Source organism: Caballeronia sp. AZ1_KS37 (genome assembly GCF_023631165.1).
GTDB lineage: Bacteria > Pseudomonadota > Gammaproteobacteria > Burkholderiales > Burkholderiaceae > Caballeronia > Caballeronia zhejiangensis.
The window spans coordinates 1-24,850 of record NZ_JALQDP010000007.1 but is presented as its reverse complement, the minus strand read 5'-3'; the positions used below and the strand labels follow the sequence as shown (position 1 = coordinate 24,850).

The window sequence follows — 24,850 nt, the reverse complement described above, 5'->3', positions numbered from 1 at the left end:
CGGAATCAGACGCTACATTCACTACTACAATCACCACCGCATCAAGCTGAAGCTGAAAGGGCTGAGTCCTGTGATGTACAGAACTCAGCCCTTAGCGGCCTAGCCCAAAACTGTCCAACTTTGCGGGGTCAGTTCATTTCGGAAGCGGGGCTTTTCGATGATGTCAGCGCCGATCAGTTCGACGACGGTGCCGGCGCCTGGCTCAGCTTGACCTTCGAGCGAGCCTTCAGCGAGTTGAGGTACGCCTCCATGTCGGCCTGCGCGTAGACCTGCGCGACTTGCTGCTGTGCGCCGGCGAGACGATCGGCGGCGACCGGCGCGGCCTTCTCGATGCCGTTCACACGATAAATCGCGTAGCCTTCCGCACCGAGATCGACGCCGACATACGACGGCAGCTTCGATCCATCCGCCTTGAAGATCGCGCTCAACGCGACGGGCGGCAAGCCTTGCGCGTCATTGCGCGAGACGGTGATAGGCGACGTGAAGCCGTCGGTCGACTTCGACTTCTGCAGATCCGCGAGCTTCGCCTCGCCTTCCTTCTTCGCCATCGCCGCAGCCATTTCCGCGACGACCTTCTTGCGCACGTCGTCCTTCACGACGTCGAACGCGGGAACGGTCGAGGCCTTGTAGTCGGTGACGCGCGCGGCAATCAGCGTGTTGTTGCCGACGTCGATTGCCTGCGTGTTGTTGCGGTCCTTCACGGCATCCGGCGCGAACACGGCCGCGAGGAACTTCGGATTGTTGAGCGGATTGTCTTGCGGCAATTGCGGATTCGGCTTCGGACCGACCGTTGCGCTCTGCACCGTCAGCTTGTACTTGTCCGCGGCCGGCTGCAGCGACTTGGCCTTCTCGTAGACGAGATCGGTGAAGCCTTGCGCGTCGTCGGCGAAACCCTTCGTGCCCTGTTGAGCCGCGTAGTCCTTCGCGATCGAGTCCTTCACTTCGTCGAACGGCTTCGTGACGGAAGGCTTCACGTCGGTCGCCTGAATGATGTGATAGCCAAAATCCGACTCGACGATATTGCTGACTTCGCCCTTCTTCAGGCCGAATGCGGCGTCGTCGAAAGCCTTGCCGCCCGCGATCTGACCGCGCGCGAAGTAGCCGAGATCGCCGCCCTTGCCTGCAGAGCCGGGATCGTCGGAGTTCTTCTGCGCGATTTGCGCGAACTGATCCGGATGCGCCTTGACTTGCGCGAGCAGGTCTTCGGCCTTCTGCTTGGCCTTCGCCTTGTCGGCCGCGCTCGCGTCCTTCGGTGCGTTCACGAGAATGTGGCTCGCGCGCACTTGCGCTTCGGTGCGATAGCGCTGGATGTTGTCGTCGTAGTACTTCTTGAGATCGGCGTCGCTCGGCTTCGATGCGGCCGCGATCGTCGATGGCGACAGCAGCAGATACTGGATCGTGGCGGTTTCGGGCGTCGCGAAATCGTTGCGATGCGCTTCGTAGTAGGCGGTGAGTTGCGCGTCGGTCGGCTGGACCTTCGCGGTGTAGTCGGCCGCGCGCAGCGACAGACCCTGCACCGAGCGCTTCTGTTCCGCGAGTTCGGTCAGGCTTTGCGCGAGCGACTTCGACGTGAACGCCGTGCCTTGAATGCTGCCCGGAATCTGTCCGGTCGCGATCGTGTAGCGCATGCGCTCGTCGTACTGCGCGGGCGTCATGCCCTGCATCGCGAGCAGTTGCTTGTAGCGATCGAGGTCGATGCTGCCGTCGGGCTTCTTGAGCGACGAGATCACCGGATCGTTGAGCAGCGCCCGGCGCACGGCGTCGTCGGAGGCGGTCAGATGCAGACGCTGCGTTTCGTCGGCCATCGCGCGTTGCTGCACGAGACTATCGACCATCGCGGCGCGCGCTTCGGGCGTGTCGAACATCTTGGCGTCGAATTGGGAACCGAGCATCGAGCGGGCGCGGTCCACCTGCTGGCGGAAAGCGCTGTCGAATTCGGCGCGCGTGATCTTGTGGCCATTCACGCTGGCGACGTAGGAACTTTCGTCGAAATAGTTGCTGAAGCCCTGAATCCCGACCATGCCCAGACCGGGCACGATGATCAGGATCAGCAGAGCCATCATCAGGCGCTGGTGATTACGGAAGAAGTCGAGCATGCGTAGCGCTGCGTGGTTATAACAAAACGCTCGATATTACAACAGTGGACGAGGAAAAGGCGAAAGGCGGGCGGGATTTGCACCGCCCGATGTGAAATTCTCGCGTCCCCTTTTCGTAACGGGCGATGTTTCAGTTGAAAGTTTGCGTCCAGCAAGCATTCAATGATGCGAAGCAATGATTAGCATTCTTAACGAGCACGCGCCAAAACAAAAATCCCGCAAGCCGTGAAGCTTACGGGATTTTTTGTCGAATCTGGCGGAGCGGACGGGACTCGAACCCGCGACCCCCGGCGTGACAGGCCGGTATTCTAACCGACTGAACTACCGCTCCGGGTAGCGCGCAATGAACTGTGACCTGGTGGGTGCTGAGAGGCTCGAACTCCCGACCTACGCCTTGTAAGGGCGCCGCTCTACCAACTGAGCTAAGCACCCGGTCCGCAATTCACTCGGTTTGCGCTGCTGCTGGATTCACACTTCGTTTTGCGAAGGTCCGTATCCAGCGAGTCCGCTAGTTTAGCGCATCCTTCAGCGCTTTGCCAGGGCGAAATTTCGGCACTTTCGCGGCCTTGATCTTGATCTCATCGCCCGTGCGCGGATTGCGCCCCGTGCGCGCGGTGCGCTTGCCGACGGCAAACGTGCCGAAGCCGACGAGCGTCACGGTGCCGCCCTTCTTCAGCGTCGCGCTTACGCCGCCGATGACCGCATCGAGCGCGCGGCCGGCGGCGGCCTTGGAGATATCGGCTTGCTGCGCGATATGGTCGATCAATTCCGTCTTGTTCATTGTGATCCCCGAATCAGTATTGGCACGTTTTAATCGATGTGGTCCGGCATCGAAGCGGATGGCATCTCGATAAGATTGGATGCGGCGCTCATTTAACTTAGCCGAAAGACACGTGTCAACCGGGGTTGAGCCTTATTCGGCGCGGCCTTCGGGCGTTTTAGAAGTTCTCTTCGAAAAGCCGCGCGCAAAAAGAAAACCCGCGGGTGGGTTGCCCGCGGGTTTTTAGCCTCGTTCACGCAACACGGCGTTAAAACCGTGCCGCGACAAGCGTTCAGTGCTTTACGACTTCGCCCGTTGCTGGCGTGTCCTTCTGCTGTTCGGCTGCGACGGGCGTTGCCTTCGCTTCGTCTTCGGGCAACGACTCCGGCGCACGTTCGAGCGCCAGTTCCAGCACCCGATCGATCCAGCGAACCGGCACGATCTCGATGGCGTTCTTCACGTTGTCGGGGATGTCGGCCAGATCCTTCGTGTTTTCTTCAGGAATCAGCACGAGCTTGATGCCGCCGCGATGCGCTGCCAGCAGCTTCTCCTTCAATCCGCCGATCGGCAGCACTTCGCCGCGCAGCGTGATTTCGCCCGTCATCGCGACATCCGCGCGAACCGGAATGCCGGTCAGCACCGAGACCAGCGCCGTGGTCATCGCGATACCGGCGGACGGACCGTCCTTCGGCGTCGCGCCTTCCGGCACGTGGATGTGGATGTCCTTCTTCTCGAACGACTCATCCGTGATGCCAAGCCGGCGCGAACGTGAACGCACGACCGAGCGCGCCGCTTCGACGGATTCCTTCATCACGTCGCCGAGCGAACCCGTACGGATCACGCCGCCCTTGCCGGGCATCACCGCTGCTTCGATCGTCAGCAGATCGCCGCCCACTTCCGTCCACGCAAGACCCGTCACCTGACCGATCTGGTTTTCCTTCGCGGCCAGACCGAAGTCGTACTTGCGCACGCCGAGGAAGGTGTCGAGGTTGGAGCCGTCGACCTTCACGGCGCCTTCCGCCTTCTTGAGCAGCAGCATCTTCACGACCTTGCGGCAGATCTTCGATACTTCACGCTCGAGCGAACGCACGCCCGCTTCACGCGTGTAGTAGCGAATGATGTCGCGGATCGCTTGTTCCGTGACGTCGATCTCGCCGTCCTTCAGGCCGTTGTTGCGCTTCTGCTTCGGCAACAGGTAACGCGTCGCGATGCTGACCTTCTCGTCTTCCGTGTAACCCGACAGGCGGATGACTTCCATCCGGTCGAGCAGCGGCGGCGGAATGTTCAGCGAGTTCGACGTCGCCACGAACATCACGTCGGACAGGTCGAAGTCCACTTCGATGTAGTGGTCCGCGAACGTATGGTTCTGTTCCGGATCGAGCACTTCGAGCAGCGCGGATGCCGGATCGCCGCGGAAATCCATGCCCATCTTGTCGACTTCGTCGAGCAGGAAAAGCGGATTGCGCACGCCGACCTTCGTGAGGCTCTGCAAAATCTTGCCGGGCATCGAACCGATATACGTGCGACGGTGGCCGCGAATTTCGGATTCGTCATGCACGCCGCCGAGCGCCATACGCACGAACTTGCGGTTCGTCGCGCGAGCGATGGACTGCCCGAGCGAGGTCTTGCCGACGCCCGGAGGCCCGACCAGGCACAGAATCGGTGCCTTCACCTTCTCGACGCGTTGTTGCACCGCGAGGTACTCGAGAATGCGTTCCTTGACCTTTTCGAGACCGAAATGGTCTTCGTCGAGCACGCGCTCGGCATTCGAAAGGTCGTTGTTGACCTTGCTCTTCTTGCGCCATGGCAAGCCGATCAGCGTGTCGATGTAGTTGCGCACGACAGTCGCTTCCGCGGACATCGGCGACATCAGCTTGAGCTTTTTCAGCTCGGCGTCGGCCTTCTTCTTGGCTTCCTTCGGCATGCGCGCAGCGGCGATGCGCTTCTCGAGCTCTTCGAGATCCGCGCCCTCTTCACCTTCGCCCAGTTCCTTCTGGATCGCCTTGACCTGCTCGTTCAGGTAGTACTCGCGCTGGCTCTTTTCCATCTGACGCTTCACGCGGCCACGGATGCGCTTCTCGACCTGAAGAATGTCGATTTCGGCTTCGAGCTGGGCGAGCAGATGCTCCAGACGCTCGATCACAGGGAACATCTCGAGGATGTGCTGCTTTTGATCCAGCTTGAGCGGCAGATGCGCGGCGATAGTGTCGGCAAGACGACCCGCCTCGTCGATGCCCGACAGCGACGTCAGGATCTCCGGCGGAATCTTCTTGTTGAGCTTCACGTACTGATCGAACTGCGACACGATCGCGCGGCGCAGCGCTTCGGTTTCGGCGCTGTCGGCGTGATCCGGCTCGAGCGGCATCACATCGCAGGAAAATTGCGTTTCCTGCTCTTCGATCGACAGCGTTTTCGCGCGCTGCAGGCCTTCGACGAGCACTTTCACCGTGCCGTCGGGCAGTTTCAGCATTTGCAGGATGTTGGCGACACACCCTACTTCGTACATGTCCTTTTCGGTCGGCTCGTCCTTCGCCGCCGTTTTCTGGGCGACGAGCATGATGTGCTTGCCGCCTTCCATCGCGGCTTCGAGTGCCTTGATCGACTTGGGCCGCCCGACGAAGAGCGGAATCACCATATGCGGGAAAACGACTACGTCGCGCAGCGGGAGCAGCGGCAGCGTAATGCGTTCCTGCGGGAGGAGTTGGGTTCCTGACATTTCATTTCCCCATTAGTGGAATCAGTTCAGTCGTAAATAAGGCCGGTCAGAGCTATTGCAAGCCTTTATCGGAAGGGAAAAGTCGTTAGTCAAAGATCGCGTCAGTAACGTCCACAAGATAAACCGACAAAAATAAAAGGCCGTTCACGTCGCCATGAACGGCCTTTCGCCGACACACAGCCTGCTTCAGTTCGATCCTGCTACTTTCGGTGCGTCTTCGTAGATGAGCAGCGGCTTGCCGTCTCCGTCGATCGTGTTGTCGTCGACGATCACCTTCGAAACGCCCTTCATGGTCGGCAGTTCGTACATTACGTCGAGCAACGCCTGTTCCAGAATCGAACGCAGCCCGCGCGCGCCGGTCTTGCGGCGAATGGCCTTCTGCGCGATGGCCTGAAGCGCCGCCGGACGGATTTCCAGTTCGACGCGCTCCATCGCGAAGAGCTTGTGATACTGCTTCACGAGCGCGTTCTTCGGCTCGATCAGGATCTTCACCAGCGCGGCTTCATCGAGCTTGCCGAGCGTCGCCACGACGGGCAGACGGCCGATCAGCTCCGGAATCAGGCCGAACTTGATCAGGTCTTCCGGCTCGACTTCGCGCAGCACTTCGCCCGCGTCGCGATCCTGCTTGCTCTTCACGCTCGCGCCGAAACCGATGCCGGTCTTCTCTGTGCGATCCGTGATGACCTTTTCCAGTCCGTCGAACGCGCCGCCGCAGACGAACAGGATGTTGGTCGTATCGACCTGGATGAAATCCTGATTCGGATGCTTGCGTCCGCCTTGCGGCGGCACCGACGCCATCGTGCCTTCGATCAGCTTCAGCAACGCCTGCTGCACGCCCTCGCCCGACACGTCGCGCGTAATGGACGGGTTGTCCGACTTGCGGCTGATCTTGTCGATCTCGTCGATGTACACGATTCCGCGCTGCGCCTTGTCGACTTCGTAATTGCAATTCTGCAGCAGCTTCTGAATGATGTTCTCGACGTCCTCGCCGACATAGCCGGCTTCGGTCAGCGTCGTTGCATCGGCGATCACGAACGGCACATTCAGCATGCGCGCCAATGTCTGCGCGAGCAGCGTCTTGCCCGAGCCGGTCGGCCCGATCAAGAGAATGTTGCTCTTCGACAGCTCGATGTCGTCCTTCTTGTCGAGATGCTTGAGCCGCTTGTAATGGTTGTACACGGCCACCGCGAGAATTTTCTTCGCGCGTTCCTGACCGATCACGTACTGATTGAGGATATCGCTGATTTCCTGCGGGCTCGGCAGGTCGGACTTGGTCAGCCCGGCCTCCTCCGCCGCACCGGCTGCCTCGTCGCGAATGATCTCGTTGCACAGGTCGATGCATTCATCGCAGATGAACACCGACGGCCCAGCGATGAGCTTCTTCACCTCATGCTGGCTCTTGCCGCAGAACGAGCAATACAGCAGCTTTTCGCTACTGGAACCTTTTTTGTCCGCCATAAATGTGTAAGCCTCCGGACACTCTTGTTACATGATACGCGCTTCGATTCCGCGACGCAGATTCGCACCCGCGAGGACCGCCGGAGCGCGTTTTGGCGTGGCGCCCAATGCGCGACTTCGCACGCTTCGCCGGCTTCGTCTCCGAGCGCCGGCGCGGCGCCGCTCCGGACGCCTCAGGGACGCTTGTGAAGCACCTGGTCGACGAGGCCGTAAGCCTGCGCATCGTCGCCCGACATGAAGTTGTCGCGATCCGTGTCGCGCGCGATGCGCTCGACCGGCTGACCCGTGTGATGCGACAGCAACTGATTCAAACGTTCCTTCAGATACAGGATTTCCCGTGCCTGGATCTCGATGTCCGACGCCTGGCCGCGTGCGCCGCCGAGCGGCTGGTGGATCATCACGCGCGCGTTCGGCAGCGCGACGCGCTTGCCCTTCGCGCCGGCCGCCAGCAGGAATGCGCCCATGCTTGCGGCGAGGCCCATGCACAGCGTCGAAACGTCCGGCTTCACGAACTGCATGGTGTCGTAAATCGCCATGCCGGCCGAGACCGAGCCGCCAGGACTGTTGATGTACAGGCTGATGTCCTTGTCCGGGTTCTCGCTTTCGAGGAACAACAACTGTGCGACGACGAGATTCGCCGACTGGTCGTTCACTTCACCGACGAGAAACACCACGCGCTCCTTGAGGAGACGCGAGTAAATGTCATAGGCACGCTCGCCGCGGCCGCTCGTTTCCACGACCATCGGAACGAGGCCGAGCGCCTGGGCTTCGAAATCCCGCGGTGCGTGGGACGCCAACGTGTCGAGCAATTCAGCGCGAAAGGTCATGCAATTTCCTTGTTCGGAATAAGGGTACTGAACGACAAAGGAACATCCACTAGAACGGCATGCAAACGCCCAACTTTAATGCAAAAAAGGCGTGCGAGCCGTCAGTCCGACGACTCCGCACGCCCCTTGCCTAACGCGTCAGGCTTGCGCCGTTGCGCTGGCCAGTTCCTCGAAGCTGACTTCCTTGTCGGTCACCTTGGCCTTGCCCAAGACGAAATCGACGACGTTGCTTTCGACGACGTACGCTTCCATCTCGGCGAGGCGCTGCTGGTTCGAATAATACCAGCGGACGACTTCCTTCGGGTCTTCGTAGCTCTTGGCGAATTCGTCCACTTCAGCGCGGATCTGCTCGGGCTTCGCCTGCAGTTCGTTGGCCTTCACGAGTTCGGCCAGCACGAGGCCCAGCTTCACGCGACGCTCGGCCTGCTCGGCGAACATTTCGGCCGGGATCGGCGCGTCGGCTGCATTCGGCACGCCGCGTTGTTGCAGGTCCTGGCGAGCCATTTCGACGAGGCGCTGCTGATCCTGTTCGATCAGCGCCTTCGGCACGTCGAGTTCGGAGATCTTCAGGAGCGCGTCCATGACCTGATTCTTCACGATCTGCTGCGTGCGGCGCTTCGCTTCACGCTCCAGATTGTCCTTGATCTCGGCGCGCATCTTCGTGAGGTCGCCGTCTTCGATGCCGAGCGACTTCGCAAAATCGGCGTTGATTTCCGGCAGATGCGGCCATTCGATCTTCTTCACGGTGATCGTGAATTGCGCCGTCTTGCCCGCCACGTCCTTGCCATGGTAGTCATCCGGGAACTTGAGGTCGAACGTGCGCTCTTCGCCGACCTTCAGGCCCGTCGCGGCTTGCTCGAACTCGGGCAGCATGCGGCCTTCGCCCAGCACGAATGCGAAGTCCTGTGCGCTACCGCCTTCGAACGCGACATCGTCGATCTTGCCGACGAAATCGAGCGTTACGCGGTCGCCTTCCTTGGCTGCCGTGTCCGCGCCGCCGTCGCCGTGCTCGCCGGCTTCGCCGCGGGCGTGGAAATGCACGCGCTGCTTGCGCAGGATGTCCAGCGTGCGATCGACTTCGGCTTCGGAGATGGTCGTGACCGTGCGTTCGATTTCAGCGGTCGCCACGTCGCCGAGGCGCACTTCGGGATAGACCTCGAAGGTCGCGTCGAAGGCGTAGGCGTCCGTTGCGGCTTCCGACTTCGGCGCGAAGCTCGGCTGGCCCGCGACACGCAGGTTCTCGGCGCGCGTGACATCGAAGAATTCCTTGCCGACCTTGTCGCTCAGCACTTCGGCTTCGACCTGGCCGCCATACTGTTGCGTCACCATCTTGAGCGGCACCTTGCCCGGGCGGAAACCCGGCATGCGCACATTCTTGGCCAACTGGCGGATGCGCGAATCCACTTCCTTCTGCACCGTGTCCTTCGGCAGGGAAATCGTCACGCGGCGTTCGAGCTTGCCGAGGTTCTCAACTACGTTAGCCATGGCTGAAATCGTCCTAGAGTAAATCGTAAATTCGGTGTTCGGTTCTTCCGCGGTTCTAAAGGCGCGGGTCCGGATGCGGCCTCTGCCTGAGCCGGCCGAAATCGACGCCTGGCGCCGGAAGACGCCCAGAATAAGCGTCTCGCGGGAGTGCCGGAACGTCGCCCGACACGGTGTCAGTCAACAGAGCCAAGCATTTTAGCAAACTATTCCGCGCGGTCCGCCCGACGATCCTGCAAACACTGCGTTTCGGTCCGATTTGACTCGAAAAGTGCCAGTTTTCGACGCTCATTTCGGCGTAAATCCGCGTTTTGCTGACCGGCTCTCCCGCGCAGAATTCCCGCTATCGGCACGCCGCTATTTTGCGTCGCGCGCCGCGCTGATAAGCTTGCCGGCGCATGATTCGAGCGGCGAAGCGCTCCGGCGCGCAATCCATTGCCGCAAGGCATGAAGCGCATGCGACATTCGCATAGATGGAGCCTCGCCGCGGCTTTTCAATCCTTGCTTCCACATCAGAACATTCGAGACACCATGCCTAACGTCACGTCCGCTGCTCCCGTAGTTGTCATCGCTCCCGATTCGTTCAAGGGCTCGCTCTCCGCGGAAGGCGTCGCGAACGCCATCGCGGAAGGCATCAGGCGCGCGCGGCCGGACGCCGATATCCGTGTCCGTCCGATGGCCGACGGCGGCGAAGGCACGCTCGACGCGATGCTCTCGGCAGGCGGCGAGCGGCGCATGCTCAACGTGCGGGGCGCGGCCGCCGCACGCCGCGACGCCGCCACGGGCCTGCTCGACGACGGCAGCGCAATTATCGAGACGGCGGAAGTCGTGGGCATCACGGATGCGGACGGCATGGCCGTGCCCGTCACCGAGCGCAGCACGCTCGGCATGGGCGAGGCGATCCGCGCGCTGCTGGATTCCGGCGCGCGCAGATTCTATGTGGCGCTCGGCGGCAGCAGCACCAACGACGGCGGCGCGGGCCTGCTCGTCGGCCTCGGGCTGAAACTCTTCGACGCAGACGGCAAGGAGCTCCATCCGGTGCCATCGGCGCTCGGGCGAGTCGCGCGCATCGACGCTTCCGGGCTCGATCCGCGCGTGAAGGACGCGGAGTTCGTCGGCATGTCCGATGTCGACAATCCGCTCACCGGCGATCACGGCGCGACGGCGGTCTTCGGGCCGCAGAAAGGCGTGACGCCGGAGCAAGTGCCCACCATCGACGCCGCCCTCGCCCATTTCGCCGATCTGCTCGAACCCGCGATGGGCGTCGCGAAACGCAGCGAACCCGGCGCGGGCGCGGCGGGCGGGCTCGGGTTCGCGCTGCACATGCTCGGCGCGCGTTTCGAGACCGGCGCGGAGGTGGTGGCGCGCGAAATCGGGCTCGACGCCGCGCTCGAAGGCGCGAACTGGCTCATCACGGGCGAAGGCCGTTCAGACGTGCAGACGCTGCATGGCAAGGCGCCGTTCATCGCCTGCAAGCACGCGCGCGATCACGGCGTGCCGGCGTCGTTGCTGTCGGGCGCCGTCGATTCGGCCGCGCTGCCGCGGCTCTCCGAATTTTTCAGCGGCTGCTTCTCGCCGGCGCCCGGCCCGATCACGCTCGAAACGGCGATCCGCGATGCGGCGCGGCTGCTCGCCAACGAAGCCGAGCAGCTCACGCGCCTCAGATTCGGTTCCAAATAAGTCCGAACGAGGCGCGCGGGTTCGTCAGGCAGCCGCGCGCTTGGCCCCGAACGCAAGCCGGTCGAAGCACCAGACGGCGAGCATGGTCGCGCCCATCAAAGGGAAAATCACGCCGAGCAACGTCAGGCTGCCGCGCCAGGCGCGCATCGGCGGGCGCTTCGTGGGCCGCGCCGGCGCGCCGAGTTCGCGCGCGGGCCGGCGTTTCATCCACATGATGAAGCCCGTCACGGACAACGCCGCGAGCCCGAGCGATATCGCCGAGCAGACGATCTGGTTCAGAAGCCCGAAGTAGCGCCCCATATGCAGCGACGTGCCGTACGAGATCACTTTCGCCACGCCGCCGTAGCTTGCGTAATCGATGTCGGACAGCACGCGGCCGCTGTATTGATCGATGTGCAGCGTGCGTTCGGCGCGCGGATCGGCGGGGAAATACGAGACCGTGTAGACGCCCGTCGGCTTGGACGGAAGCGCGATGCCGTAGTCATCCGCGACACCGTTTTTCGCGGCGAGCGCGACCACGTCGCCGATCGACACGCGCGCAGCCGAAGCCGACGCATTCGCGCCTTCCGGCACCGTTGTCGCGCCGACGGCCCACGGCGTCTGATGCAGCGGCAGATCGTCCATCTTCATCTGCATGCCGTGCATCGCGTGTTTGTTGTTCGAGGTCGCTGGGGCCGTCGAATGCACATGCGCCTCGCCCCACGCGCCCTTCGGATATCCGAGCGATGCGGTCGTCGCAAGCGCCTTGAATTGCTTGCCCCACGAGCCCGACCACGGCAATCCCGAGAGAACGAAAAAGAGCGCGCCGACCGCGAGCCACACGCCGCCGACCGCATGCAGATCGCGCCACCACGCGCGCCCTTGCAGCGATAGCCGGGGCAGCCACACGCCGCCCTGTCTCGCGTTCGACCGGCTGGGCCACCACAGCGCGATACCCGTGCCGATCATCACGAGCGTCCAGCATCCGGCGAGTTCCATCAGCAGCTCGCCGGTCTTGCCGAGCATCAGGCCGCGATGCAGGTTGCGCACTTGCTTCATCAATCGATGTTCGACGGAAAGCGTGCCGAGCACGGTGCCGTCGTACGGGTTCACGTAGACGCTTTCGCTTTCGCCCGATGGCAGGCGAAAGACGAATTCGGCGCTGCGCGTGCGATCGGTTTCGATTTGCGCGAGCGTCGGTACGGCGCCGCGCGGTTCGCTCGCGGCAGCCTTGGCGAGCAGGATATCGCGGGACAGTTGCGGGGCGTGCGTGTCCGCGACGATCATCCGGTCGCGATACAGCAGCGGCTCGATCTGCGGCTGAAAACAGTAGATCGTGCCGGTGATCGCGAGCACGATGAGGAGCGGCATCACGAAGAGTGCCGCATAGAAATGCCAGCGCCACAGCGTGCGGCGATGCGCGATGACTTCCGCGCTCGGCGTCGCTGGCGCCGCGTTCAGGTCGGGTGCAAGCATGGCGAATCTCGTTGAGTATTTTTGCGATGAGCGCGCATCTGAAGTACCGTCAGTGCCGTGACGATATTCCCGACGAGCGGTCGTACGTTCATCGCGCTCATGTGCGCGACGAACATCGATGCGGTCAGACGAAGGAAGGCTTCAGGAGAGGACGGGCGGCGCGCGCGGGCTCGCGGCGTTGAAGGATTTCGAGGTGACGTCTTCGACGTTCGCGAAGGCAGGCACGCGCGTGACGCGTTCGATCAGCGCGACGTCATGCACGACGCCCGTGACGATCGGCAGATTCTGCGCGAGCAGTCCGCAGTAGGAGCAGGCGTCGACATGACTCGCGGCGTCGTGATGGCCGGCGTGCGAGTCCGTTGCAGGCGCATCGACCGTGCAAAGCACCGCTTGCGGATTGGCGGCCTGGCGCGCGGCGAGCGTCTGACTGATGACCGGCGCGACGATGGCAAGCCACATGGCGGCGATGCCGAGCCATGCGACGAAGCGATTGCGCGCGTTGCGGTTCATGAGCGGGAATGTCGATGCCGAAGCGGAAGTGTGACGAGATTGTAGGCAGCCGATCTGCGAGCCGCAATCTTCGGGCGCGTATGGCCGGAATCGACGGCCATGCCGACGATTCTCGCGCCTCGCTTAAGCTCAGGACCGTCGACGCATTTTCGCAGACATCGCCAGATGAATGCGTTAGAATCTCGGGCTTGGCACAGTGGACCGGTGCCGGACACGGCGGCATCGCCGGGCGCGGGTCATCATCCGCAAGTGCCCAGAGCGCCTGCCGTGCTGCGAGGATGGCGAAATTGGTAGACGCACCAGGTTTAGGTCCTGACGCCCGCAAGGGTGTGCGGGTTCGAGTCCCGCTCCTCGCACCACACGAAAACCCCTTTCATCGGCAAAGGGGTTTTTTGTTTTTGCGGCCGGCTGATGCTGCCGCCGCTGCGCAGCGAAGCCGCGCCTCGCCGGATAAAATGAACGCCGCGCGGCCAACCGCACGACCAGAACCGACCCCGCCTCCCCTCGAACTCCCACAAGCTCCGTTCGTGAATTTCGACGATTACTGCCAGCAAAAAGCCGCGCCTGAAGGTTCGGGCACGTACTACGCGCTGCGCCGCGCGCCGGCTGCGAGCCAGCCGCTTCTGACCGCGCTCTATGCGCTTTATCGCGAGCTCGAAGAGACCGTGAAGGAGACGAGCGATCCGACCATCGGCCGCACCAAGCACGCATGGTGGCGAAGCGAACTCGGGCGGCTCGATGGCGGCGAGCCCACGCATCCGGTCACGAAAGCGTTGCAGGCGCACGCGGACGATGCCGCGCATCCGGTTCTCGACGATGCCGGACGCGCATCGCTTGCCGCGATCGTCGACGGCTTCGGCATGGATCTCGATCAGGCGCGCTACCTCGACTGGCCCGGCTTGCGGCGTTACCTCGATCAGACGGGCGGCGCATTCGCGACGGCCGTTGCACGCGCGAGCGCGCGCGATCCGCAGCAGGCCGCGTCGTGGGCCGCGCCGCTCGGATCCGCGTTGCTGCTGGCCGAGCGCGTTCAGGACATCGGCGGCGATGCGCGCAATGGCCGCATCTATATTCCCATCGACGAGTTGCAGCGATTCAACGTGACGGCCGCGGACATCATCAATCGCAAGTACGGCGATACGTTCACGGACCTCATGCGCTTTCAGACCAGCCGCGCCCGCCAGGCGCTAGACGACGCGCTGGCCGCGATTCCCGCTTCGGAGCGCGCGACGCAACGCGTGCTGCGCGCGCAGGCAGCGCTGTCCTTCGCGCTTTTCGACGAGATCGAACGGGAGAACTTTCGGGTGCTGCATCAACGCATCGCACTCACGCCGATCCGCAAGCTGTGGATCACATGGAAGACGCGTTAGACGCGAAGGATCGGCAATGGCGCGAAGCGCGCGCCGAGAATCGATGACGAATCGATCTGCCCGCATGCGTCGAGCACCGTGGCATAGAGCGTTCTGAAGTCGACGCCGACGGACAAGCCGCCGTCCGCATCGAGTCGATCGAGTCGCGGTGGCATGCCGAAGAGTCCGCCGCGCACGCCTCCGCCCATCATGAAATGCGCCGCGGCCGCGCCGTGGTCGGTGCCGCCCGCGGCGTTCTCGCGCGCGGCGCGTCCGAACTCCGAGCGCGTCATCACGAGCGTGCGGCTCCATGCGCCGGACGCGATCAGCGACGCCCGCAGCGACGCGAGCCGCTCTGCCAGCGTGGCCAGCAGCGCCGCATGCCGATGCGACTGACGCTCGTGCGTGTCGAAGCCGTGCAAGGTGATGTGCGTCACCTTCAGGTTCACGCGATCGAGCCAGCCGTCGGCGCGATATTCATCGGCATGCGATGCCGTGTCCCAGATCTGTCTCGAGCGGAAATGCGAGCGATTGGGCGCGTCATAGCCGACGCCCTGCACGATCGCCATTTCGTTGGCGCGCCACGCGCTCATCAACGGCGACAGCGACGGATGCAAGGCGGTGCGTTCATCGAGCATCAATGCGCGGTCTTTCGATATCGCGAGTTTCGGCCGCAACACGCGATAGCGCGCATCGGCGATCGGAATGACTGTGTTGAGCGCGTCGTTGCCGCCGTCGAGGTCGACGATCACGAGGGAGCGAATCGAAGCAGAGGAAGTGTCGGAATGTGCGATGGCGCACGCATCGCCGATGCTGCCGAGAGCTCCCGCGAACGCACCGCCAATCGAGAGAAATTCACGTCGGTCCATCGCGGGCACGCGCCGCTTACCGCTTGTAGAGATCGCGCACCGCTTCTTCGATATGCTGCCGCAAGAGACGGCGCTCGTCGGCGGTCATCACGGTGTGGCGCGGCGGGCGCGCGGGCGGCGCCTGATCCACTTGCTGAATGGGTTGCATGGCCGCGGTCTTCGGATCGTGGCTCGACGACCCCGAACCTTTGCCCACGCGCTGCTGCGCGCGAATCATCCTGCCATCGAAACGATTCGGGGAACTCGCGATGCCGCGATCGAAGCCTGTCGGTTGTGCATAGGCGTGAGGCGTGCTCAGTACTGCGTAGAGCGCACTGGCAAGAAGTGTCTTTCTGAGAATGCGCTCGTTGCGCACGGGTCCGCGCTGCCGCGCTCCCTTCATGTTGTTCCCTTCGTTGCTCGACAACCGGACAGCCTCAGTCTTTTCGCGCACGTCTCGAAGCGGCTTGGTCGTGCCGCGCGACGCACTGGTCTAATGGAGTATCTACCGAATGGCGGGCTTAGGTAAAGCAGTGTACGCAGCAAACCCCTAGGCCGTGCCACAGGCCCCGTAAATTTTGTAACGAACTGTTACACTCGCTTTTGTTACAAACTCGGCGTTTGAACAAACGCGCTAAGATGCCGCCATGGAAACCAAGAACCCTTCAAAAATTCTCGTCGTCGACGACGATCCGCGCCTGCGCGATCTGTTGCGCCGATACCTCGGTGAACAGGGCTTCAACGTGTACGTTGCGGAAAACGCCCCGTCGATGAACAAGTTGTGGGTGCGCGAGCGTTTCGATCTGCTCGTCCTCGATCTGATGCTTCCCGGCGAAGACGGTCTTTCCATCTGCCGGCGTCTGCGCGGCAGCAACGATCGCACGCCGATCATCATGCTCACCGCGAAGGGTGAAGATGTCGATCGCATCGTCGGCCTCGAAATGGGCGCGGACGACTATCTGCCGAAGCCTTTCAATCCGCGCGAACTCGTCGCGCGCATTCATGCGGTGCTGCGGCGTCAGACGCCGTCCGAATTGCCGGGCGCGCCGTCAGAAACCACCGAAGTGTTCGAGTTCGGCGAATTTGCACTGAATCTCGCGACGCGCACGCTCACGAAGAACGGCCAGGAAATCCCGCTGACCACCGGCGAATTTTCGGTACTCAAAGTGTTCGCGCGCCATCCGCGCCAGCCGCTTTCGCGCGAAAAGCTGATGGAGCTCGCACGCGGCCGTGAGTACGAAGTGTTCGACCGCAGCCTCGACGTGCAGATATCGCGTCTGCGCAAGCTGATCGAGCCCGATCCCAGCAGTCCGCGTTTCATCCAGACCGTGTGGGGCCTCGGCTACGTGTTCATTCCCGACGGCGCAGCCTGATCGATCCTAAGCGAGTTTCGTCACGCTCTCTCCCCTTCACCGAGCCGAACCCGACAGACTCATGCGAATCGACAGGCGGCTACTGGCGCTCGCGTTCGGCGGCCTGTTCTGGCGAACCTTCGCGCTGATCGCGCTGCTCATCGCAGTCAGTCTCACGGCGTGGTTCCAGAGCTTTCGCGTCATCGAGCGCGAGCCGCGTGCGCAGCGCGTGGCGCTTCAGCTCGTCGCCGTGGTCAAGCTCACGCGCACCGCCCTGCTCTATTCCGACCCCGATCTGCGCCGCGCGCTGCTTCAGGATCTGGAGAGCAACGAAGGCGTGCGCGTGTATCCGCGCGAGACCACCGACAAATACAAGCTCCAGCCCGATGAATCGCTCAACCGGCTGATCGAACGTGACGTGCGCGGGCGGCTCGGCAACGAGACGATCATCGCGCAGTCGGTGAACGACATTCCGGGCGTATGGATCAGCTTCAAGATCGACGACGACGATTACTGGGTCGCCCTCGATCGCGATCAGCTCGACACCGTGACCGGCCTGCAATGGGCCGGCTGGGGCGTGTTCGCGCTCGCGCTGTCGCTGTTCGGCGCGGCGTTCATCACGAGTCTCGTGAATCGGCCATTCGCGCGTCTCGCGCTCGCCGCGCGCAAGGTCGGTTCGGGGCAATCGCCCGAACCCTTGCCCGAACGCGGCATGGGCGTTGCTGCCGAAACCAATCGAAGCTTCAACCAGATGGTGCAGGATCTCGAGCAGCTCGAGGCCGACCGTGCGCTGATGCTCGCGGGCATCTCGCACGATCTGCGCACGCCGCTTGCGCGCCTGCGGCTGGAGACGGAGATGAGCCCGTCGGACGAAGCGACCAAGCTCGCGATGATCGACGACATCGAGCAGATGGACATGATCATCGGGCGCTTTCTCGACTATGCGCGGCCGATGCAGCGCATGCCCGAGGCCGTCGACCTGTCGATGATCGCGAGCGAACTCGCCGCCCGCTTCCAGGCCGACGACGGCGTCGTCATGCGGACGGATCTCGCCCAGGGCGCGGTGATCGAAGGCGATCCGACGGATGCGCGCCGCGTGGTCGGCAACCTGCTGGAAAACGCGCGCAAGTACGGCCGCAGCGAACACGACGACATCGCCCGCATCACGCTGCAGACGCGCGTCGCGCACGGCAGGGTCGAGCTCTCCGTGATGGACGAGGGCCGCGGCATCCCCGACGATCAGGTCGCGCTCATCACGCGTCCGTTCTATCGCGTCGATACGGCGCGCACGCAGGCGAACGGCACCGGTCTCGGCATGGCGATCGTGCAGCGCCTCGTCACGCGACAGCGCGGCACGCTGCGTCTGCGCAACCGCACGCCTCTGCCCGGCTTCGAAGTCACCATCGACTTCCCGCCGATGAAAGGCGGCGTGCGCTTCGAAGGCTAGAGCGCGCCCGTTTCGGAAGCTGGAAACGGCCGAAGCACTCTTTTAATTCTGGTTAAGATGAAGCGGTTCAACGCTCGGCGCGGCCTGGCATGAACGTGTCACGCGAGCGTTACGGCGATACGGTAGTTTGGCTGGAGTTTGTCCTTTCAACGATTTCACAGGAGTTTTCCGCATGAAGACCGTTGGCGATAAAGTCGAAGCATTCACTGTCACCGCTGCGAAGCCGGGTTTCAACCATCACGAAGAGAACGGCCAGTCGGCGTTCGAGGAAATTACCGAGCAGTCTTTCCCCGGCAAGTGGAAGATCATCTATTTCTATCCGAAAGATTTCACGTTTGTCTGCCCGACGGAGATCGTCGAATTCGCGAAGCTGGCGGCCGATTTCGAGGACCGCGACGCGGTTCTGCTCGGCGGCAGCGTAGACAACGAGTTCGTCAAGCTGGCATGGCGCCGCGAGCACAAAGACCTGAACAAGCTGAACCATTACTCGTTCGGCGACGTGAAAGGCGAACTGATCGATCAACTCGGCGTGCGCGACAAGGAAGCCGGCGTGGCGTTGCGCGCGACGTTCATCGTCGATCCGGACAACGTCATTCAGCACGTCTCGGTCAATAACCTGAACGTCGGCCGCAGCCCGGAAGAAATCTTGCGCATTCTCGACGGCTTGCAAACGGACGAACTCTGCCCGTGCAACCGTGCCGTCGGCGGCGCGACGCTGTAAGCGTTTCCGGATGCCGCAAAGCCCGCCATCGAGCCGAGTGTATTCGGCCGATCGGCGGGCTTTTTAATGCCATCGAACAGGAGAAAACAATGGAATTTCTGTCTGCGATCAAGGAACTGGTGCCCGACTACGCGAAGGACATTCGCCTTAACGTCGACGGCACGATCGCGCGTTCATCGCTCGAAGGCAGCGATGCGGCTGGCGTCGCGCTCGCCGCCGCGTTTGCCGCGAAAGCGACGAAGCTCGTCGCCATCATTCGCAACTCGGGCGCGCTGTCGCCCGAAGAGACGAACGCCGTGCTCACCGCGGCCGCGCTGATGGGCATGAACAACGTCTGGTATCCGTACCTTGAAATGGCCGACAACGCCGATCTCAAGACGCAGCCCGCGAACTTGCGCATGAACGCGTATGCGTCGCACGGCGGCGTCGACAAGCGGCGCTTCGAGATGTACGCGCTCGCGGCGTCGATCGTCGGCAAGTGCCATTTCTGCGTGAAATCGCACTACGAGAATCTCGTGGCCGAAGGCATGTCGACGACGCAACTGCGCGACGTCGGCCGCATCGCCGCGGTGATCAACGCCGTCGCGCTGACGATCGAAGCCGAAGGGAAATAGCGCTTCCCGCCGCGCTTTAGCCGTCGATTGACGTCCGGCGCAAAAGCACCGCGGCCTGCGCTTCGATGCCTTCCTTGCGCCCGAGATAGCCGAGCTTCTCGTTCGTCTTGGCCTTGACGTTCACGCGATCCATTGAAAGATCGAGATCGGCGGCGATGTTTTCGCGCATGGCATCGATATGGGAGCTGAGTTTCGGCGCCTGCGCGATGATCGTGCTGTCGACGTTCGCGATCGCGAAACCCGCCTCCGACACGCGCCGGAACGCCTCGCGCAGCAGCACGCGGCTGTCCGCGCCGGCGAATTCGGTCGCCGTGTCCGGGAAATGCCTGCCGATGTCGCCGAGCGACGCCGCGCCGAACAGCGCATCGGTGATCGCGTGCAGCAGCACGTCGGCGTCCGAGTGGCCGAGCAGACCGCGCTCGTAGGGAATCGTCACGCCGCCGATGATGAGCGGGCGGCCTTCGACGAGCTGGTGGACGTCGTACCCTTGTCCGATTCTGAAATCCATCGATCCAAACCTTTGTTGAGTGTGAGTCAGGCGCCGGCCGAAAGCATCGCGCCCGCGAGCGCGAAATCCTCCGGATACGTCACCTTGAAGTTGCGCAGACTGCCCTGAACCAGTTTCGGCGAATGACCGAGCCATTCGATCGCGCTCGCTTCGTCCGTCAGGTCGTGGCCGTCGTGACGCGCACGCTCGATCGCTTCGCGCAGCATGCCGAGCCGGAACATTTGCGGCGTCTGCGCCTGCCAGAGCCCGTCGCGCGATTCCGTGCGCGCGACGCGCACGTCGTCCGTGGGGACATCGGGCATGTTCGGTGCGACGCGTTTCAGCGTGTCCGCGACCGGCAGCGCGAGAATGCCGCCGACCGCATCGTCGCGCAGTTCCGCGACAAGCTTGCGAATCAGCTCCGGCGTGATGCCGGGGCGCGCGGCGTCGTGCACGAGGACCCAGTCGTCTTCGCGCGCGCCGAATTTCGCGAGCGCGACGAGCCCGTTGTACACCGACGCTTGCCGCGAGGCGCCGCCGCAGCGCTCGACCGCGAAGCGCAATCCGGCGAAGCGGCGCGCGTCGAAGTGGTTGTCGTCCGGTGCGAGCACGACGAGCGTCTGCGAGAATTCGGAGCACGCGTCGAACGCCGCGAGCGTGTACGCGAGCATTGGGCGGCCCGCGATCGTCTGGTATTGCTTCGGCATCGGCGCGCCGGAGCGGCTGCCGGTGCCGGCGCAGGGAATCAGTGAGAACAGGCGCGAAGTCACGGGCGAATAGTCGAGCAGATGAGGTGAACAAGTCAAAGTTGAAGCCCGGATTTTATAATAGGTCTTTCGCGACCACGTCCCGCGCACGCCGGTTCGACTCTCCGAACCCGCGTTTGCCGGACGGCTCCATGCACACCTTATGCCTTCCAAAGCCGTCAACGCGCAGTCCAGTTCTCCCATCGCGCTCGTGAAACCGGGTCAGCGCTTCGTCTTCGATGGCGCTTCCGGCTCGTCCGATGCGCTCGCCATCGCGCGCTACTACGCCGCGTATCGCGAGAGCGTGCCGCTCCTGACGGTCGTCACCGCGAGTGCAGTCGATGCGCAGCGTCTCGCCGCCGAAATCCCCTACTTCGCGCCCGATGCGCGCGTGCGCCTTCTGCCCGACTGGGAGACGCTGCCGTACGACACGTTTTCGCCGCACCAGGATCTCGTCTCGGAACGTCTCGCGACGCTGCACGATCTCGGCGAAGGCCGCTGCGACATCCTCATCGTCCCGGCGACGACCGCGCTCTATCGCATGCCGCCCGCGTCGTTTCTCGCGGCTTACACGTTTTCGTTCACGCAGGGCGAGCGGCTCGACGAAGCGAAGCTCAAGGCGCAATTGACGCTCGCGGGTTACGAGCACGTGAGCCAGGTCGTGCGGCCGGGCGAGTATTGCGTGCGCGGCTCGCTCATCGATCTCTATCCGATGGGCTCGGCGCTGCCGTATCGCATCGATCTGTTCGACGACCAGGTGGACTCCATCCGCGCGTTCGATCCGGACACGCAGCGCAGCCTTTATCCGGTGCGCGACGTGCGCCTGCTGCCGGGCCGCGAGTTCCCGTTCGACGAAGCCGCGCGCACCGCCTTTCGCAGCCGCTGGCGAGAGGTCTTCGAGGGCGATCCGAGCCGCTCGCAGATTTACAAGGACATGGGCAATGGCGTGCCCTCGGCGGGCATCGAATACTATCTGCCGCTCTTCTTCGATGAAACCGCGACGCTCTTTCATTACTTGCCGCAAGGCTCGCAGCTCGCGTTTGTCGGCGATATGGACGCCGCGATCAAACGCTTCACGCACGACACGAAGCAGCGCTACGACTTCCTTTCGCACGATCGCGAGCGGCCCTTGCTCGAACCGCGCCGGCTCTTTCTGACAGACGACGATTTCTTCACGTTCGCGAAGCCCTTCGCGCAGTTGAAGTTTCCCGCGACGCCCGAAGGCGGCTGGGCCGTGCCGCTGCCGGGCCTCGCGATCGACCGTCACGCCGACGAGCCTTTGCTCGCGCTGCGTCACTATCTGGAGCAGACGGACAATCGCGTGATGCTCGTCGCGGAATCGGCGGGACGTCGCGAGACGATCCAGCAATTGCTCGCCGACAACGGCCTGCGCGGCGAATTGCGCGACACGTTCCACGAATGGCTGACCGCCGACGGCAAGTTCACGCTCGGCATCGCGCCGCTCGCCAACGGTTTCGCGCTGCCGTTGGAGAAGCTGTCGATCGTCACCGAGACGGAGCTTTACGGACCGCTCGCGCGCCGCGCCGGACGGCGTCGTCAGGAGCAGGCGAGCAACGTCGATTCGATGGTGCGCGATCTCGCCGAGCTGAAGGTCGGCGATCCCGTCGTGCATGCGCAGCATGGCATCGGCCGATACATGGGCCTCGTGTCGATGGACCTCGGCGAAGGTGAAACCGAATTCCTGCATCTCGAGTATCAGAACGAGGCGAAGCTGTATGTGCCGGTCGCGCAATTGCATGTGATCTCGCGCTACAGCGGCGCGGACCCGGAAAGCGCGCCGCTGCATACGCTCGGCTCCGGCCAGTGGGAAAAAGCCAAACGCAAGGCCGCGCAGCAGATTCGCGATACGGCCGCCGAGCTGCTCAACCTCTACGCGCGCCGCGCGGCGCGCGAAGGTTATGCGTTCAAGCTCGAGCCGCGCGACTACACCAAGTTCGCGGAGAGCTTCGGCTTCGAGGAAACGCCCGATCAGGCGGCGGCGATCGCATCCGTCATCGGCGACATGACGAGCGGCAAACCGATGGACCGTCTCGTGTGCGGCGACGTCGGCTTCGGCAAAACGGAAGTCGCGCTGCGCGCCGCGTTCATCGCGGTGATGGCGGGCAAGCAGGTCGCGATTCTTTCGCCGACGACGCTGCTTGCGGAACAGCACACGCAGACCTTCACCGACCGTTTCGCCGACTGGCCGGTGCGCATCGCGGAACTGTCGCGCTTCAAGACCGGCAAGGAAGTTTCGACGGCCGTGCAGCAGATCAACGAAGGCTCGGTCGATATCGTCATCGGCACACACAAGCTCTTGTCGAGCGATGTGAAGTTCAAGCGGCTCGGGCTCGTGATCATCGACGAGGAGCATCGCTTCGGCGTGCGGCAGAAGGAGGCGCTCAAGGCATTGCGCGCCGAGGTCGACGTGCTCACGCTCACCGCGACGCCGATTCCGCGCACGCTCGGCATGGCACTCGAAGGCCTGCGTGATTTTTCCGTGATCGCGACCGCGCCGCAGAAGCGGCTCGCGATCAAGACCTTCGTGCGGCGCGAGGAAGACGGCGTGATCCGCGAGGCGATGCTGCGCGAACTGAAACGCGGCGGCCAGGTTTACTTCCTGCACAACGAAGTCGAGACGATCGAGAATCGGCGCGCGATGCTCGAAGCGCTGGTGCCCGAGGCGCGCATCGCGGTTGCGCACGGACAGATGCACGAGCGCGAGCTCGAACGCGTGATGCGCGATTTCGTCGGCCAGCGCGCGAACGTGCTGTTGTGCACGACGATCATCGAGACCGGCATCGACGTGCCGAGCGCGAACACGATCCTCATGCATCGTGCGGACAAGTTCGGTCTTGCGCAGTTGCATCAGTTGCGCGGACGTGTCGGGCGTTCGCATCACCAGGCGTATGCGTATTTGCTGGTGCACGATCCGCAATCGCTGACGAAGCAGGCGCAGCGGCGGCTCGAAGCCATTCAGCAGATGGAGGAACTCGGCTCGGGTTTTTATCTCGCGATGCACGACCTGGAGATTCGCGGTACGGGCGAGGTGCTCGGCGACAAGCAATCGGGCGAGATTCACGAGATCGGCTTCCAGCTTTACACCGACATGCTGAACGACGCCGTGCGTGCGCTGCGCGAAGGCCGCGAGCCGGATCTGAACGCCCCGCTTGCGGCAACGACCGAGATCAATCTGCACGCGCCCGCGATTCTGCCCGCCGATTACTGCGCCGATGTGCAGGAGCGTTTGTCGTTGTACAAGCGGCTCGCGAACTGCGAATCGAGCGATGCGATCGATGGCATTCTCGAAGAGCTCGTCGATCGATTTGGGAAGCTGCCGCCGCAGGCGCATGCGCTCGTGGAGACGCATCGGCTGCGTCTTGCTGCGAAACCGCTCGGCATCTCGAAGATCGACGCGGGCGAGCAGTCGATCTCGCTGCAGTTCGTTCCGAATCCGCCCGTCGATGGCATGAAGATCATCGAGATGGTGCAGAAGCATAAGCACATCAAGCTCGCGGGTCAGGACAAGTTGCGCATCGAGTCGCGGAGTCCCGATCTCTCGGTGCGGATCTCTACTGTCAAGGAGACGTTGCGGGCGTTGGGGGGGCCGGTTCGGAAACCGGCCGCTGCTGTTCGGTGTCTTTTTTGTTTTCGCCGGATTCCGATTTGCTTTCGGTCTGTCAGCGTTGCCTCCTGTGCGGGGTGGGGCTCACTTTGCTTACTGTAGTCGCCGGATCCCGGTTTCGTGTCGGTCTATCAGCGTTGCCCCTGTGCGGGGCGGCACTCACTTTCTTTGCTGCTGCAAAGAAAGTAAGCAAAGAAAGCAGCTTTTCAGGCCCGCGGTCACACGCAATTTGGGTAGTTCTCTCGTCCCAGGCGGCACTCGCCTAACGAGTGCCCTCAAATACCTAATCGGGCTTGGCTCGCGCACGGTCTGCCGCCCGAAGGTGTTCAGAACGTTGGTTCAGCACGAAAGAGCTTCGGCACAGCGCTACGCGCTGCCGCCGGGTCTGCAAGGGAAACCAAAGGGCGGCGATTGTAGTGAGATGGAGACGTTAGTGAAGAAGCACATGCATCCCCGATTGACCGGTCGGCCGCGAAGCGGGCTGGAGCCATATGGTGCTGAACCGGTTTGTTGTGTGGTGCGATGAGACGGACCGTGCACGAGCCAAGCACGATGGGGCCTATGAGGGCACTCTTTAGGCAGCCCACGATGGACGAGAGAACTACCCAAATTGCGTGTGACCGCGGGCGTATCGGAAGCTGCTTTCTTTGGTTACTTGTATATTGAATCTGGCGTCC

At 62.9% G+C, this 24,850-nt stretch carries 19 protein-coding genes, 3 tRNA genes and 1 pseudogene; 9 read left to right on the top strand and 14 right to left on the bottom strand.

Annotated features, from left to right (window positions below):
* A partial coding sequence (locus tag NCS00_RS07060) for an IS3 family transposase (RefSeq protein ID WP_250439142.1) occupies nucleotides 1-103 on the top strand: 103 nt, incomplete at its 5' end.
* 70 nt (nucleotides 104-173) lie between these two features.
* Here the strand turns inward: NCS00_RS07060 and NCS00_RS07055 are convergent.
* The 8 genes from NCS00_RS07055 to tig all read right to left on the bottom strand — a co-directional run bounded on the left by NCS00_RS07055 (nucleotide 174) and on the right by tig (nucleotide 9,342).
* On the bottom strand, nucleotides 174-2,096 hold the full coding sequence (locus NCS00_RS07055) for a SurA N-terminal domain-containing protein (RefSeq protein ID WP_175982914.1): 1,923 nt from the start codon (nucleotides 2,094-2,096) through the stop codon (nucleotides 174-176).
* Between the two features lie 254 nt (nucleotides 2,097-2,350).
* Nucleotides 2,351-2,427 (bottom strand) — tRNA-Asp (locus tag NCS00_RS07050).
* Between the two features lie 25 nt (nucleotides 2,428-2,452).
* Nucleotides 2,453-2,528, bottom strand: a tRNA-Val gene (locus NCS00_RS07045).
* Between the two features lie 76 nt (nucleotides 2,529-2,604).
* Complete coding sequence (locus NCS00_RS07040; RefSeq protein WP_279613068.1) at nucleotides 2,605-2,937, bottom strand: HU family DNA-binding protein; 333 nt, start codon at nucleotides 2,935-2,937, stop codon at nucleotides 2,605-2,607.
* Between the two features lie 211 nt (nucleotides 2,938-3,148).
* Nucleotides 3,149-5,572 carry an endopeptidase La gene (lon, locus tag NCS00_RS07035; protein WP_008349749.1) on the bottom strand — a complete coding sequence of 808 codons (2,424 nt, stop codon included), beginning with the start codon at nucleotides 5,570-5,572 and terminating at the stop codon, nucleotides 3,149-3,151.
* A 186-nt stretch (nucleotides 5,573-5,758) separates the two neighbouring features.
* Nucleotides 5,759-7,030 carry an ATP-dependent Clp protease ATP-binding subunit ClpX gene (gene clpX / locus NCS00_RS07030; RefSeq protein WP_008349753.1) on the bottom strand — a complete coding sequence of 424 codons (1,272 nt, stop codon included), beginning with the start codon at nucleotides 7,028-7,030 and terminating at the stop codon, nucleotides 5,759-5,761.
* Between the two features lie 173 nt (nucleotides 7,031-7,203).
* Nucleotides 7,204-7,857 carry an ATP-dependent Clp endopeptidase proteolytic subunit ClpP gene (clpP, locus tag NCS00_RS07025; RefSeq protein ID WP_008349755.1) on the bottom strand — a complete coding sequence of 218 codons (654 nt, stop codon included), beginning with the start codon at nucleotides 7,855-7,857 and terminating at the stop codon, nucleotides 7,204-7,206.
* A gap of 138 nt (nucleotides 7,858-7,995) precedes the next feature.
* Nucleotides 7,996-9,342, bottom strand: coding sequence for a trigger factor (gene tig, locus NCS00_RS07020; protein ID WP_008349757.1), 1,347 nt, complete (start codon nucleotides 9,340-9,342; stop codon nucleotides 7,996-7,998).
* Nucleotides 9,343-9,870: 528 nt separating this feature from the next.
* Between tig and NCS00_RS07015 the strand changes: the two genes are divergently transcribed.
* Complete coding sequence (locus tag NCS00_RS07015; protein ID WP_250439705.1) at nucleotides 9,871-11,019, top strand: glycerate kinase family protein; 1,149 nt, start codon at nucleotides 9,871-9,873, stop codon at nucleotides 11,017-11,019.
* Between the two features lie 24 nt (nucleotides 11,020-11,043).
* Here NCS00_RS07015 and NCS00_RS07010 read toward each other — a convergent pair whose 3' ends face one another.
* Together NCS00_RS07010 and NCS00_RS07005 are read right to left on the bottom strand one after the other, a co-directional pair.
* Entirely contained in the window at nucleotides 11,044-12,474 is a 1,431-nt protein-coding gene (locus NCS00_RS07010) for a PepSY-associated TM helix domain-containing protein (RefSeq protein WP_250439703.1), read from the bottom strand.
* Between the two features lie 141 nt (nucleotides 12,475-12,615).
* Entirely contained in the window at nucleotides 12,616-12,984 is a 369-nt protein-coding gene (locus tag NCS00_RS07005) for a DUF2946 domain-containing protein (protein WP_250439701.1), read from the bottom strand.
* Nucleotides 12,985-13,256: 272 nt separating this feature from the next.
* Between NCS00_RS07005 and NCS00_RS07000 the strand changes: the two genes are divergently transcribed.
* Together NCS00_RS07000 and NCS00_RS06995 are read left to right on the top strand one after the other, a co-directional pair.
* Nucleotides 13,257-13,343: transfer RNA gene (locus NCS00_RS07000), tRNA-Leu, on the top strand.
* Nucleotides 13,344-13,511: 168 nt separating this feature from the next.
* On the top strand, nucleotides 13,512-14,354 hold the full coding sequence (locus NCS00_RS06995) for a squalene/phytoene synthase family protein (RefSeq protein WP_250439699.1): 843 nt from the start codon (nucleotides 13,512-13,514) through the stop codon (nucleotides 14,352-14,354).
* On the opposite strand, the gene NCS00_RS06990 is transcribed toward NCS00_RS06995, so the two are convergent.
* Nucleotides 14,351-15,202 (bottom strand): DUF1501 domain-containing protein, encoded by an 852-nt coding sequence (locus NCS00_RS06990; RefSeq protein WP_250439697.1) that lies wholly within the window; start codon nucleotides 15,200-15,202, stop codon nucleotides 14,351-14,353. The genes NCS00_RS06995 and NCS00_RS06990 overlap by 4 nt on opposite strands.
* Before the next feature lie 16 nt (nucleotides 15,203-15,218).
* Complete coding sequence (locus NCS00_RS06985) at nucleotides 15,219-15,584, bottom strand: hypothetical protein (RefSeq protein WP_250439695.1); 366 nt, start codon at nucleotides 15,582-15,584, stop codon at nucleotides 15,219-15,221.
* 244 nt (nucleotides 15,585-15,828) lie between these two features.
* On the opposite strand from NCS00_RS06985, the gene ompR reads away from it, so the two are divergent.
* From ompR to NCS00_RS06965, 4 genes are all read left to right on the top strand, one after another.
* Nucleotides 15,829-16,554, top strand: a complete 726-nt coding sequence (ompR, locus tag NCS00_RS06980) for an osmolarity response regulator transcription factor OmpR (protein ID WP_008349770.1) — start codon at nucleotides 15,829-15,831, stop codon at nucleotides 16,552-16,554.
* Between the two features lie 61 nt (nucleotides 16,555-16,615).
* On the top strand, nucleotides 16,616-17,980 hold the full coding sequence (locus NCS00_RS06975) for an ATP-binding protein (RefSeq protein ID WP_008349773.1): 1,365 nt from the start codon (nucleotides 16,616-16,618) through the stop codon (nucleotides 17,978-17,980).
* Nucleotides 17,981-18,152: 172 nt separating this feature from the next.
* Nucleotides 18,153-18,701, top strand: a complete 549-nt coding sequence (locus NCS00_RS06970; RefSeq protein ID WP_008349775.1) for a peroxiredoxin — start codon at nucleotides 18,153-18,155, stop codon at nucleotides 18,699-18,701.
* Nucleotides 18,702-18,790: 89 nt separating this feature from the next.
* Nucleotides 18,791-19,315 carry a carboxymuconolactone decarboxylase family protein gene (locus NCS00_RS06965; protein ID WP_008349777.1) on the top strand — a complete coding sequence of 175 codons (525 nt, stop codon included), beginning with the start codon at nucleotides 18,791-18,793 and terminating at the stop codon, nucleotides 19,313-19,315.
* 16 nt (nucleotides 19,316-19,331) lie between these two features.
* Here NCS00_RS06965 and ispF read toward each other — a convergent pair whose 3' ends face one another.
* Together ispF and ispD are read right to left on the bottom strand one after the other, a co-directional pair.
* Nucleotides 19,332-19,823, bottom strand: coding sequence for a 2-C-methyl-D-erythritol 2,4-cyclodiphosphate synthase (gene ispF, locus NCS00_RS06960; protein ID WP_008349780.1), 492 nt, complete (start codon nucleotides 19,821-19,823; stop codon nucleotides 19,332-19,334).
* 26 nt (nucleotides 19,824-19,849) lie between these two features.
* The gene (gene ispD / locus NCS00_RS06955; protein ID WP_008349782.1) at nucleotides 19,850-20,572 is read right to left on the bottom strand and encodes a 2-C-methyl-D-erythritol 4-phosphate cytidylyltransferase; all 723 of its coding nucleotides are present in this window, start codon (nucleotides 20,570-20,572) and stop codon (nucleotides 19,850-19,852) included.
* A 139-nt stretch (nucleotides 20,573-20,711) separates the two neighbouring features.
* Between ispD and mfd the strand changes: the two are divergent.
* Nucleotides 20,712-24,179, top strand: a pseudogene (gene mfd, locus NCS00_RS06950) (transcription-repair coupling factor); the annotation flags it as partial.
* Between the last annotated feature and the right edge of the window lie 671 nt (nucleotides 24,180-24,850).